Annotated in this window: 12 protein-coding genes; all 12 read right to left on the reverse strand. The window is 31.0% G+C overall.

Annotated elements, in window-relative coordinates; translation table 11 throughout:
- Positions 1-4: 4 nt before the first annotated feature.
- Positions 5-1,405, reverse strand: a complete 1,401-nt coding sequence (locus tag WN975_RS15650; protein WP_337967345.1) for a UDP-glycosyltransferase — start codon at positions 1,403-1,405, stop codon at positions 5-7.
- A gap of 84 nt (positions 1,406-1,489) precedes the next feature.
- A complete protein-coding gene (locus WN975_RS15655; RefSeq protein ID WP_337967346.1) occupies positions 1,490-2,287 on the reverse strand; it encodes an FkbM family methyltransferase in 798 nt (265 codons plus the stop codon).
- A 90-nt stretch (positions 2,288-2,377) separates the two neighbouring features.
- Complete coding sequence (locus WN975_RS15660; protein WP_337967347.1) at positions 2,378-3,157, reverse strand: glycosyltransferase; 780 nt, start codon at positions 3,155-3,157, stop codon at positions 2,378-2,380.
- Complete coding sequence (gene asnB / locus WN975_RS15665) at positions 3,154-4,887, reverse strand: asparagine synthase (glutamine-hydrolyzing) (RefSeq protein WP_337967348.1); 1,734 nt, start codon at positions 4,885-4,887, stop codon at positions 3,154-3,156. Before asnB ends, WN975_RS15660 begins: the two co-directional genes overlap by 4 nt.
- 1 nt (position 4,888) lies before the next feature.
- On the reverse strand, positions 4,889-5,830 hold the full coding sequence (locus WN975_RS15670) for a D-isomer specific 2-hydroxyacid dehydrogenase family protein (protein WP_337967349.1): 942 nt from the start codon (positions 5,828-5,830) through the stop codon (positions 4,889-4,891).
- On the reverse strand, positions 5,811-6,509 hold the full coding sequence (locus WN975_RS15675) for an acylneuraminate cytidylyltransferase family protein (protein ID WP_337967350.1): 699 nt from the start codon (positions 6,507-6,509) through the stop codon (positions 5,811-5,813). Before WN975_RS15675 ends, WN975_RS15670 begins: the two co-directional genes overlap by 20 nt.
- Positions 6,509-7,669 (reverse strand): UDP-N-acetylglucosamine 2-epimerase, encoded by a 1,161-nt coding sequence (neuC, locus tag WN975_RS15680; protein ID WP_337967351.1) that lies wholly within the window; start codon positions 7,667-7,669, stop codon positions 6,509-6,511. Before neuC ends, WN975_RS15675 begins: the two co-directional genes overlap by 1 nt.
- A complete protein-coding gene (locus WN975_RS15685; protein WP_337967352.1) occupies positions 7,666-8,670 on the reverse strand; it encodes an N-acetylneuraminate synthase family protein in 1,005 nt (334 codons plus the stop codon). The genes neuC and WN975_RS15685 overlap by 4 nt, the downstream gene beginning before the upstream one ends.
- Positions 8,671-8,731: 61 nt before the next feature.
- Complete coding sequence (locus tag WN975_RS15690; RefSeq protein ID WP_337967353.1) at positions 8,732-9,823, reverse strand: glycosyltransferase family 4 protein; 1,092 nt, start codon at positions 9,821-9,823, stop codon at positions 8,732-8,734.
- 11 nt (positions 9,824-9,834) lie between these two features.
- A complete protein-coding gene (locus WN975_RS15695; RefSeq protein WP_337967354.1) occupies positions 9,835-10,911 on the reverse strand; it encodes a glycosyltransferase family A protein in 1,077 nt (358 codons plus the stop codon).
- A complete protein-coding gene (locus WN975_RS15700) occupies positions 10,908-11,786 on the reverse strand; it encodes a beta-1,6-N-acetylglucosaminyltransferase (RefSeq protein WP_337967355.1) in 879 nt (292 codons plus the stop codon). Before WN975_RS15700 ends, WN975_RS15695 begins: the two co-directional genes overlap by 4 nt.
- Positions 11,787-11,795: 9 nt before the next feature.
- Complete coding sequence (locus WN975_RS15705; RefSeq protein WP_337967356.1) at positions 11,796-12,815, reverse strand: glycosyltransferase family A protein; 1,020 nt, start codon at positions 12,813-12,815, stop codon at positions 11,796-11,798.

Consider the following 12,815-nt stretch of genomic DNA (forward strand, 5'->3'; position numbering starts at 1 on the left):
GAGATTATTCTTTAGAAATAATGATTTTAATTGCTTCCCAAATGCGTTTGGATGCTTCTTGTGGAGGTTTTTGAGTTATAATCTCGAACCATTTCTTTGCACTTTCAATTACATCTGAATTTTTTACGAGACCTTTTTCTATAATTTCGGCAATACTTTCCGGACTATTTATCCATAAAACGGCATTAGAAGTTGGCATTGAACGGAAATGAACAAATTTGTAGATTTTCTTCACTGACCAATCTGCAATTTTTTTATTTGCAACATCATAATTAACATAAGCACAGGCTTTGTAATGAGCCACATAATCAAAAACCATTGAAGATCCCAGATTGACAACCATTTCCGTATTTGCAATGGTATTCATTTGCAAATCAATATCAGCTTTAGTTGGTAAAACGGTATTCCAACCTTCGCCTATTTTTTTCCAAAGCGGATCGATTGAAGTAATTATATCTTTATAATCCTCCAATACTTTATCATATCGTCCTGAAAAATCAACAGGACATCGTCTGAAGATGATTCCAAGTGAGTTTCCTTTTTTATTAAGTTCTCTAACCGCAATTGCAGTATCTTCCAGATATTTTTGATCGTCAGGACAAGTTGTAATATCGTCTCCTGAATAACAAATGTATTTTTTGTTTAGATCCAGATTATGCTGTTCAAAAAAATCTTCTCTTGAAATGAGTTTTCTTTTATCAAAATGGGCCTCAAATTGTGGAGTTCCGGTCACAAAAATCTGTGATTCCTGGATATAAGGATAATATAAGAGTAACTCTTTTTTCATTAAATCACTCCATACAAAATAATAATCTGTTTCGATTACCATTGTAGCTTTTGGCAAATTATCCCAGGAAAAAATAAGCGTTGCAGTAGGAATCCCTAAATCCTGCGCAGCTAAAACGGGAGCAATTGCCGTCATTGGTCGCTGATTGGTACAGAAAACAATAGCTGGTTTTTCTTTTTGCAGCGTTTCTAAACTTTGCTGATAGTATAATGTTTTTCGTTCCTTTTGCTGAACTTTTTTACGAATTCGCGACAAACCGTATGTTGATGTATGCGTAAAAATTAAAGTATGCATCAAAATATTTTTTACCGAACTGCGAATCGTAGTATAAGAATTAGGGAAACGATAATAGTTAAAAACGTTATCCTTCATTCTCTTATTAAAAAGAGTTAATTCAATTTGTGCTCTGGCATTTTTATAAATGCTCGTTAATGGATGCGATTTTGAATTGTTTATTTTAATTTCTTTGAACTCTAAACTTGACAAATCAAATAGTGTATTGTTCCAAAAAACCACATCAAAATCATTTTCTAAACCTAACTCATAAAAATCTGAGTAAGCAAAATTCCTCAATCCAACACCATCAGGTAATAAAACAAATATTTTTTTCTTGTCCATTTAACTCTTTCTAAACTATATTTTTATAATTATTTCTAAGACTTTTTAACCTTATCTTACGTTCAAATAATTATGTACTAATTGTTATTTTAAATTTTTGTTCACACCTATCGTTAACTCTCCTTGGTTAAAATATGAAAATCCATATTCGTCGAGAATTTTATAAATATCAGTTCTGCAATCAAAGAAATCATGAATTTCCATCACGATACATCTTGTTATTTTTAGAAAGCTTAAATCAGAAACCTTTGGATCAAAAATTACTTTTTCTGATCCTTCGATATCAATTTTTAAAATATCTATAAACTCAAAATTGTAATCTTTGATCAAACTATTAATCGAAAATGCTTTAATTCCGTCTAAATCTTCTGTTTCTTCTACTCTAAAAGCCCAATCTAATTGATCTTTAAAATCATTAACAATTTTTATATTCGTATTAGAATTCCATATAGCTCCATTGATTTTATAAAGCGTGTTATTATTGGTATTACTTAAATTATATTCTAATATCTTAAAATTCTCTTCTTCAGGTTCAATACAAACAATATTGGCTTTTTTAAAATGATCTAAAAAATATAAACTAGTCAATCCAATATTACTTCCAGCATCAATTATATTTAAAGTATAATCGTCTTTAATTGCAAAATTTTCTTTGTAAGCATTGATTGCAGGAAGATATTCTTTTGCATTGTATATCATTTTAAAAACATCTAAATCGCTTGATTTTGGCTTTTTTCTGGTTTTTATACGTTTGTAAAAATTTGATCTGATTTCTGATATAAACTCATCCTTAGTTTCTTCAACAAAATATCCATCAGAATTTAGTAATATGTTATAGTATATATAAACATTTTTCTCATTTTCGCTGGGTTTAATTCCCAAAATGGTCTTTAATAAATATTGTATAACGATACATTTATTTCTTAGGTTTAACCTTTTTAGATTTGATATTTTATTTGTCTTTGCCACTATTTATTTTTTTAATTTTTCTCTTATTTCCAGATTAGTTTTTAAAACTTCAAACTCATATCTCACAGATTTAAAATATTTCTGTGTGTTTCTCACCATAATTCGATAAAAAAAAGAGCCAATTATTCTAGTTAATTTCAAAGGCTTTTGATTCGCCATTTTTTGAGAAGCAATAGTTTCTATTTTGTATTTTTTCAAACTTGCTTTTTGATCTCGGCTTATGAAATAAATAAACGTTTCATTCAGGTCTAAAACTTCAAAACCCTTTTTCATTACTCTATCATTCCATTCTTTATCTTCAATAGCAATTAAATCTTCATCAAACTTATTGTCTTTCCAAACCTCTTTATTGATAATACAACACGCTGCCAGTAATCCTTCTTTTAATGGATTTTTGATTTTAAAATTATTTTCAATAGCACGATTGTAATTTTCGATACTATTAATATATCTCACGCCGGCAATATTATCATTTTTATGTAATTCTTCTAATGTGTTTTTGAAAAAACTTTTCCCAATTGGAATCGAATGCGAACTTAACAATAAAACATATTTAGAAACTGATGCTTCAATACCTAAATTTATTGCTCGCCCATAGCTGAAATTATCAATATTTATAATTTTGCAATTATACTTTTTCGCAATTTCGAGGCTATTATCAGTCGAATTATTGTCAACAAGAATTATTTCTTCAAAATCCTCAGAGTATAATTTTGTTAAGATTGACAACGTGCTTTCCAGCGCTTTCCCTTCATTTTTATTTCTTATTACTATCGAAATCATAATTTAAAAGAGGAATTATTAATTGACAATTCTTTTATCATTTGACTAAAACTAATGCATTGCCAAATATGAAAACTCGATTGAATGTTTCCGTCAAAATAGCTTTTTAATTCATTTTCTAAAGATTCTTTATCAAATAAATTAGAATATTCTGAACTTGATAATTCCAGAAAACATTCTCTTACCCATTCTTTCAAATCTGTTGCCAGCCATTCTCTTTGTGGCGTTTGTAAGGGTCTTTTGGGTGCAAAAACCAAATCATCTGCCAGATATTCTGAAGCAATTTTACGCAACATAAATTTTGTCTGACCATTTTTGATTTTAAAATCCAAAGGCAATGAAAAGGCAAATTCTACCAATCGGTAATCTAAGAAAGGTTCTCTCAATTCTGTGGAATACGTCATCGAAATTCGATCATTAAATCGTAATGCTCTTGGGATCTTAGTATAAAATAAATCGCGATATTGTTTGTTTAGCAATTCATCCTCAAAAGGTTTGGGATAATTAGGTTTTTCGGCTTTAGCCAAAAAAGAATCCGAAAGCATATTTTCTTTATACGGAGAATCGTGAACGCCTTGAATTGTGGCTTCGTTATTCTGTGTATAATAATCATATCCTGCCCATTGCTCGTCCATTCCCTGACCATCTAAAAGTACTAAGACTTTATCTTTTCGGGCTTGTTCAAAAATTTTGGCATACGCCAAAGTAGGAATTCCACCAAAAGGTTCATCTTCCTGCCAAGATATCTTTTCTGTCAAACTTGGAATCTCTTCGGCTTGAAGAAGTACTTCTGTCAAAGGATTATTAGTTTTGGCAATCATTTTTTCTACCCAAGGCAACTCGTCATAATCCGAATTATTGGTGTAAAAAGTATAAGCATTGATTCTTGAATTATTTTCCTGAAGATTAACCAAAGCGAGAAGTACTGAACTATCCAATCCTCCGCTAACATTGAAACCAACGGGAACATCTGCTCTAAAGCGTAAGTTTATACTATCTTTTAAAAGTTCAGTATATTTTTCTTTTGCTTGTTCAAAAGTTAAGTTTTTTGGTTGTTTAGCGATTTCGTCTTCAAAATTATACCATTTTTTTAGGCTCAGTTTTTTGTTTTCATATTCTAAAAAATGTCCTCCAGGTAATTGAGCGATTGAATTCCAAAAAGTTTCATCTGGTTTTCCATAGGAACCGTAAACAAAATAAGAAGCCCAAACTGTTTCGTTTGGTTCTTTCTTGATTCCGGCTGCATGCAAAGCTTTTATTTCTGATGAAAAATAAAAACTATTATTGAAGAGACTATAATAAAAGGGTTTTACTCCAAATCGATCTCGGGCTGCAAATAGTTTTTTCTCCTGATTATCCCAAATGGCAAAAGCAAACATTCCGTTTAATTTTTCCAAACAAGATTTTCCATAGGCTATAAATGCTGCCAATAAAACCTCAGTATCTGATTCTGTTTTAAAATTATATTGATTTTCTAAAGTTGCTTTGATTTCAATATAATTGTAAATTTCTCCATTAAAAACCAAAACATAACGTCCTGAATCATCTATAAAAGGTTGATTCGATTGTGGCGATAAATCAATTATACCCAAACGATTATGACCTAAAGCAGCAAATTCTGGATCAAAATATTTTCCTGTAGCATCCGGTCCACGATGATGTTGACTGGTAAGCATTACATCTAATTGAGATTCTTTATAATCACCAATTATTCCGGCAATTCCACACATATTAAAAAGTTATTATGCTTAAAAATTTGGCCGTCACAAACTCTTCGGTCATTGCCATTGATTCATAAGTCGCACCCGCAATATGAGGCGTAATGATACTATTATATCCTTTATTTGCTAATTGTATCAACGGATTGGTTTTTAAACTTTCGGCATTAAATTCATCTTGAAGAACATCTGTTGCAATACCTGATATTTTATTTTGCTGAAGTAATTGGCCAACAAATTTTTCGTCCCAGATATTCCCGCGCGAAGTATTAATTAACACTGCGTTTTCTTTGCAGTTTTGCAAAAGTTCTTGATTTACAAAATATTTGTTCTGTTCATCATAAGGAATATGAATTGAAATAACATCAGCCCAAGCGAACATTTCTTCTGGATTTGAAAATTTCTTATGGTCATTAATTTGAGATGTTGTATCAAAATATCCGACTTTCATTCCAAAAGCCTGAGCAAAATTAGCTACTTGCTTTCCTACTCTTCCTAAACCTAAGATTCCTATCTTTTTTCCGGAAAGATTATTTCCTTTAAAGTTATCGCGATTCCAATTTCCAAGTTTCACATCATTAAATGAAGAAGGAATTCTTTTTAGCAAAGCTAATAGTAAAGCCCAAGTGTGTTCTGCCGTAGAAGGAATTGAGTTTAAGAAATCTGTTTCGCCTTTTAATGAAATTACTTGTCCGCCACAACTTTCAAAATAGGGTACATCAATATGATCTAAACCAGTTGTTGCGGTTAAAATATATTTAAGTTTGGTAGCTTTTTGAAGAATTTCTTTGGTAAGTTTGAAACGAAGACGAACAAACAAAACCTCAACTTCTGCAATATTCTCTATTAATTTTTCAATTGATTTAAAATCATGCTGAATGACTTCAAAATGTTTTTGAAGTTCTGCAATAGCTTTTGGACTAAAATTTTCAGATTCAGTAATTAGAATTTTCATTTTTCCAGTCTTTATAAAGTATTTCGGCTATTTTAAAATCTCTTGGTGTGTCAATATTTGCTAACCAATCGGCATCCATAACATAAGCTGTTTTATTGGCTACCATAAATGATTTTTCATTAAAAAAAGTTGTTGTTCTAACGGCATAAAAGCAACCATTTCGATAATAAACCGGATCTAAATCCTGACGTCTGGCGGTTTCTCCATATTCCAGAAAAGGGATCATTTCATTATTAATTCCTAAATTATACATTCTCGCCGGATGTGTATCATCCATAGGAATGACACTGATTACACCTTGAATATTTGCATCGTTTTCAAAAAAAGAGATTACATTATCCAAATCCAGACCAGTTCTTAATGGCGAAGTTGGCTGCAATAACACGATAATATCAAACTCGTCTTTCAGTTCTTGATATACATGTTCTACAGCGGTCACAACATTACTGGTATCCGTTGCCAAATCTGTTGGTCTCAAGATAACTTCACTTCCATATTCTTTTGATACTGCAGCAATTTCTTCACAATCTGTTGAAACAATTATTCGGGTTGCTTTTTTTGAAGCTTTGGCGCAATCAATTGCATGCGCCAATAATGGTTTATCACCAAGTATTTTGATGTTCTTTTTAGGAACTCCTTTTGAACCTCCTCGCGCCGGAATGACAACCAAAACTTTCATTAATAAGTAATTGTTTTATGAAACAATAAAGGTAAGTCTTGCAGCAATTGAGCAATTTTATTTCCTGCGCCGCCATCTCCATAAACATTTGATCTGGTTCTGTTATTTTTGGCTAAAACACCAGTAATTGCATCAATAATTTCATTCTCGTCATATGTTACATCGACTACATTTTCGCCTCGATCACGTCGGTTTTGACGCGAACCAATGTTAATTGCAGGAACTCCAAGATAAGCGCATTCTCTGATTCCAACGCTTGAATTTCCAATTAAACAAAGTGAACTATGTAATAAATTCAGGAAATCATCACCTTCCATGTTTTTGAAGAAATGAACATTTTCCATTTTATATTTCTCACGAAAAGAACGGATTCCGGTAGAAGTTCCATCTGCGCCGGCATCAACGTTTGGCCAAAACCAAAGTGTTGGTTTGTCTATTTTTTGAATTGCTCTTAATGTCGCTTCGATATGTTTTCTGGAATCCTGATATTCATTGGTTACAGGATGTTGCATAACTACGATATAACCATTTTTTAAATCTGGTTCTGAACCAACTCCGCCATACTTTTCATATGGATTAAAAGTCAAGCTATCATTATTAGCCACTTTTTGTGCAATATCAATCGAAGGGCAACCTGTATTGAAAACAAATTCAGGATTTTCTCCTAATTTAATCACTCTCTCTTTTGCACTATCAGATGCCACAAAATGATAATCTGATAATTTTGTAATTGCGTGACGTACTTTTTCATCAATATTTCCGGTAACTTCTCCGCCTTGAATATGTGCCAAAGGAATATTCATATATGAAGCTGCGATTGCTGTTGCCATTGTTTCAAACCTGTCAGCAACGGTCACAACGATATCTGGTTTTAAATTATCGAAAACGGTTGATAATTCTAAAATACCAATTCCGGTAGTTTTAGCAGCAGCAGTTAAATTTTCACCTTCTAATACATTAAACACTTTTGCATCAATAACAAAACCGTCTTTTTCAATATAATTAACCGCAGAACCATATCGATCTAACAAAGCAGAAGCAGCAACTACTAATTGCAATTGAAGATCAGGATGAGTTTGAATCGCTTTTAAAACTGTTTTTACTCTACTATAGGATGGTCTTGCAGTAATTACAACTGCTATTTTTCTTTTATCGCTCATTCTAAATCACTTTCGTTTAAAAAATCCCATTTCGACATACTTCGTGTCAGTTTTTTGCCAATTACATTTTCAAATTGTGAAGCCTCTATTCCGTAACCTTTTGGTTTTTTGGCTTCTAAATCTTCAAACGTAAGAATATGGCCAGACAGCAAAGATTTATTGACCGCCAAAGATTTTTCAAATATACTTTTTATGGTTGAGAATTCAAGATTATCATTTTTATTAACTGGATTCTGAATCGCAATTTGTATCATATTAACATCCGAAACCAATTGTTTTACCTCATCAATAGTCAACGAAGATTTTGAATCCGGACCAAACATTCTACGATCAAAAATCACATGAAATTCTAAAATTTCTGCGCCTAACGCTACTGCAGCAATATTCGTAGCAATTTTAGCCGAATGATCTGAAAAACCAACTCTTGCTCCATATCTTTCTTTCATCTCCTGAATAATATTCAACCCAAATTGTTCCGGTTGAGTTGGATAAGAAGTTGTACATTGAAGTATTGAAAAATCAACTTCATTTTTTTTCAGAAATTCTACGGTAAGATCTAATTCTTTCAAGCTGCTCATTCCTGAAGAAATTATTACGGTTTTCTTGGTTTGAGCAATCTTTTTTAATAAAAGAAAGTTATTAACTTCTCCTGATCCTATTTTATAAGATGCAACTCCAATTTCTTCAAGCCAATCTACCGCCATATTGCTAAATGGAGAACAAATGAAATCTAATCCTACTTCATCGCAATGACTTTTAATTTCTTTCCATTGCTCTAATGTAAATTGCATTCTCTTCCAATAATCGTATCGGGTTTCATCTTCGTAAGAAAATTTTATTCTGAATGGTTCAAAAGCACTACTTTCAGCTTCTGCAATATGCATCTGAAATTTAACTGCATGAATACCAGTATCTGCCAATGCATCTATATAGGAATGTAAAATCCCTAAACTTCCTTCATGTGCCTGACCTATTTCGGCGATAAGATAAGGTTTATGCATAAAATTGACCTTTTAAAAAAATTAATTGATTTTGGATATATTTTAGTTTTAGAGTCGTTTATTATTCCAAACTTTTCTTCGCGTTTGAAATAATCTCGTTCATCTCTAAATTCCAATTATTGGTAGAATATAAATTCTTTGGAATAGTTTCAAATTCTATAGGATTCTCTATGAATTCAATCATCGCATTTTCCCATTCTGAAACAAAATGTGGTTTTTCTATCAGTTTACCTAATTTTCCGTATTGCAAAACTTCAGAAACTCCGCCTATTGCAGAAGCAATACAATAATTTCCGGAATGCAATGCTTCGATTAAACTTAGACCAAATCCTTCATGCCAAAGGGTTGGAAACAGATAACAATCTGCCATTTGAAGATAAGTCGCAATTTCATTATTTGGTACTTTTCCCAGATATTCAACTCCAGCCTGAGGATTTTTGGCTTCTGTTCCAATTACCCATAAAACGATATCTTGTCTGGTAGAAAAAACTCGTTTCCATGCGTCTAATATTATATGTAATCCTTTTTTAGGACGATCTTGTGAACACCAAACAAATACTTTTTTGTCACCAACTCCTTTATTTTGTTTTAAAAGTTGTTTTTCTTGTGGCAAAAGAGGGGAAAATTTTGCGGTATCGATTCCGTTATGTAAAACCGAAAATCGCGTAGGCAAAACTGTATAATAATTTTTATGTGCTAAATAGGAATCATTTGTTAAGACAACCATTTCGTCAATAGATTCGAAAAAGTTACGTCCTTGAAAATTTTCAAAATAAGGTGCAAAACCATGATAGAAAAACTGAATATAACAGTTCTTGCGTAAACCTTTTTCTTCTAAAAATTTCAATAATGGTTTTACGATTCCAAAGTTGTCTATTATCTGAATAATATATTTCTCGTCGGGAGCTATAATCTTTGTTAAAGCTTTAAAATATTCTAAATATGAATTTTTATTCCATCTCTTTTGTAACTTATTCAGTTTATCATTTAAGACAAAACTATACTTTACAGAATTCCATTTTTCTTCTGGTTCCGGGCAAACAATATAATCAATTGAATGTTCCTTCTCCAGATAATTTTTATACAAAGTAGTCCAGCTCCCAATTTTAGAAAAAGGAAGTGGCAGCTGAGAAATTAAAATTACTTTGGACATAAAAATCTGTTTTATAATTGTATTGTTAGCTTAATACTTTTTAAATCTTCTGCAACAACATACTTGTACGCTGCATCTGAATAAAAAGATATTATATGCAATATAATTGTATCATTTATCTCTTTTAACGTATAATATTCAGGAACGGTCTTTCCAAGCATTTTCTTAGCGTGATATTTTAAAGTTTTAGTATAAGAATCTTCCAATATTAGAACTTCTAAAACTTTTACATCAAATTTATGTAATACAGAAAATAAAAAATTATTTATTTCCTCTTTTTTATTCGACAACTGTAAGCAAACATCTGGTTTCGCCAAGGCTTCAAACTGATCTTTATTTATACTATTTCCCCAGTTTTCATTATTTACAATACAATTTTTAAATACCAAATTCATTCGACAATGTTCCTGATTTATTCTTGCAATTGTATCATGTTGTAAAATGGTTGTTAGTTTTTTATTCAAAGAATTTCTGTAGGTAACATGCCATTGATGGAGCATTAAAATCTTTTCGTCAAAAAAACGAACATCCAAATCAATCATTTTTAGTCGGGCATGAACATCTTCATCTTCACTTCCCCACAAATGAAAAAACTCGTCAAAACCTCTTATTTTAAGTAATGCTTCTGTTGGGAACAAAGATAATCCTTGTGCTCCGGGAGAACTTTCATGTACAATTTCGTAATCTTGAAATTGTTTATGGATTTGAGTTCCTTTTTCGCTTAAAAATCCAACTTTAAAAAAAACAGATTGTTTAGGACTTTTGATATTTTCCATGGTCTGAACAAAATCAGGTGAAAAAATCATGTCAATATCGGCAATAAAAACAAAATCAGTTTCTACCAAATGTAATCCTATATTGATTGCTTTTGCACGCGACCAGAGTTGCGAACTACAATAAGTATAATGATACGTTACAAAAGAATAATTAGAAATTAATTTTGTTATTTCAGAAGCCACTGAAGCAGAAGAACCATAATCAATAAAAACAACTTTGAACTCTTGATTATTTTGTGCAATCAATGAATCTAAAGAGCGCTTAACTCTTTCTAATTCGCGATTTCTATAAATATACAAGATGGTTATCATGATTCTGATCTTAATTGATTATCGATAATTTGCAATAAATCCTGATCGCTGTTTTTGAATTTTCGGGCAAAAAAAGCAACATTATCTCCTATCTCATTTTTTACAAATTCACTTTCAAAAACTCCAATATGTCTGTCTGAAATAAATGCCGGACCGGGATGAACTGACCAATCTACATAAGTCAAATTTCCTTTTAAATTTTTAATATCAGAGTTTCCTATAATAGTTGGTATTAATATCTCTTCTGAACAAAATGAATGTTTAAAAAATTTCTCATACTGCGGATTCGATTTTAGAAAATCTAAAATATAAACTATAGTATTATGACTCAAAATCCACCAAGTTGGTCCAAAAAACACTTTTTCGAAAGGATAGTTTTCTCTTGGAAAATACAAACTGATTTTTTTTTCCAATTTTAATATTGCTCTTTTCCAAAGCGGTTTGTTTGGTTTTCTTCTGTAAAACAAATCAAAATAAAAATTCTTTACCCAACCTCTCTTCATTTCAGAAGGAAAACCTTCTTTTATGCTTATAAATTCGCCACCTTTTTCTAAGATGTCATATAGATATTGATTGCTTTTTATAGGATAATCGCTCCCGCTTATTAATGAATAATAGTCATAATTTTGTTTTATGGCTTGAGACATTAAATTGAGAATAGCTTCTTGATGTGACCATCCTCCCCACCATACTATTTGTCTTTTAATGAAATGAACGTTTTCAAATTCATTCAAATTAGTTGGCATTGAAGAGTTTTTATCTATATGAATATAAAAAGAAACATTATTATCCTGAAGTGCAGAAATTAATCTTTTAAGGTGATCATATTCGTGATATGCGGTTATTAGATAAGCTATTTTTATTTTATTTTGCATCTTCTATCTTCACATGTAATTATTAGATTCTTCTTTTGAAAGCCCTTTCCAGATTAGAAAATGTTTCATAATTTTTTTATTCATTATAAACTTGGCAAACAATCTGTTTTTAATAAAATAAGAGAAATATGAACTTGATTTTGTTTTTGAGATTGGACAAATACTTTCGTTATTATTTTTTTGTAATTGATTTACTTCTGTAGACATCCACTCTTCTGTCACATTTCCCATATGATAGCTGTAATTATTTGAAGTAGATAATCTCCAAAAACCTTTTTTAACAACCGGTATATCTAAAAATTGCGATTCGCTATCGCCTCCAAGTTTATAATTTGTGTATCGACTTTGAAAATCATCAAAAATAGAAGCTCTATAAGTTGTTACAAAGTGTCCTGCTCCAACAACTGCCTTTTTATCTTTATTGGTTATTGTCAGATATTTTTTTAATTGTATCGAATTATAGAAATCAGTATTTCCTATACTGTGTGCAAATTTCTTTAATGCTTCTGGATTCTCAACATTTGTGAATTTTATTTTTTTAGAAAAAAACAAATCCCAATACACATTTGCTGTATGAGTTCGCAGTGATTTTGAAGAAGGCGTTGGACAAACCGCGCCTGCTTTTGAAAAATTCTCAAAAACATCATATGTAGCTTTTTGCCAATCTGTTAAAAACAAAACATCTGCATCTGAAATCGTTATTAGAGAAAAATTATTACCTGAAATACCTTTTAAAACTGCATTAAGTTTTCCGATATTGGCAGTATGAATTACTTCGTGAATTTTATTCTGTTCAAATAAATTGTTCAGGTAATTGACTATTAATTGACAACTGCCATTATTTACAATTGTAATGAATGTTTTATCATTAATTGTAGCAAAAAGTGACTCTAAACAGAGTTTCAAAATCTCAAAACTATCTTTAAAATAACCTTCTTGATTGGGTATATAAACAGGAACAATAATCTGATGAAAATAATCAGATGAAGTATGAACTTTGTCTTTATGTGGATTAAAACCTACTCGCAT

This window comes from uncultured Flavobacterium sp., assembly GCF_951805225.1.
In the GTDB taxonomy this organism is placed as follows: domain Bacteria; phylum Bacteroidota; class Bacteroidia; order Flavobacteriales; family Flavobacteriaceae; genus Flavobacterium.

Excerpts from the sequence above, each read along its gene's own strand:
- WN975_RS15650 (WP_337967345.1), bottom strand. The coding sequence starts at position 1,405 with ATGGACAAGAAAAAAATATTTGTTTTATTACCTGATGGTGTTGGATTG.
- WN975_RS15660 (WP_337967347.1), bottom strand. The coding sequence starts at position 3,157 with ATGATTTCGATAGTAATAAGAAATAAAAATGAAGGGAAAGCGCTGGAA.
- asnB (WP_337967348.1), bottom strand. The coding sequence starts at position 4,887 with ATGTGTGGAATTGCCGGAATAATTGGTGATTATAAAGAATCTCAATTA.
- WN975_RS15670 (WP_337967349.1), bottom strand. The coding sequence starts at position 5,830 with ATGAAAATTCTAATTACTGAATCTGAAAATTTTAGTCCAAAAGCTATT.
- WN975_RS15675 (WP_337967350.1), bottom strand. The coding sequence starts at position 6,509 with ATGAAAGTTTTGGTTGTCATTCCGGCGCGAGGAGGTTCAAAAGGAGTT.
- neuC (WP_337967351.1), bottom strand. The coding sequence starts at position 7,669 with ATGAGCGATAAAAGAAAAATAGCAGTTGTAATTACTGCAAGACCATCC.
- WN975_RS15685 (WP_337967352.1), bottom strand. The coding sequence starts at position 8,670 with ATGCATAAACCTTATCTTATCGCCGAAATAGGTCAGGCACATGAAGGA.
- WN975_RS15690 (WP_337967353.1), bottom strand. The coding sequence starts at position 9,823 with ATGTCCAAAGTAATTTTAATTTCTCAGCTGCCACTTCCTTTTTCTAAA.
- WN975_RS15695 (WP_337967354.1), bottom strand. The coding sequence starts at position 10,911 with ATGATAACCATCTTGTATATTTATAGAAATCGCGAATTAGAAAGAGTT.
- WN975_RS15700 (WP_337967355.1), bottom strand. The coding sequence starts at position 11,786 with ATGCAAAATAAAATAAAAATAGCTTATCTAATAACCGCATATCACGAA.
- WN975_RS15705 (WP_337967356.1), bottom strand. The coding sequence starts at position 12,815 with ATGCGAGTAGGTTTTAATCCACATAAAGACAAAGTTCATACTTCATCT.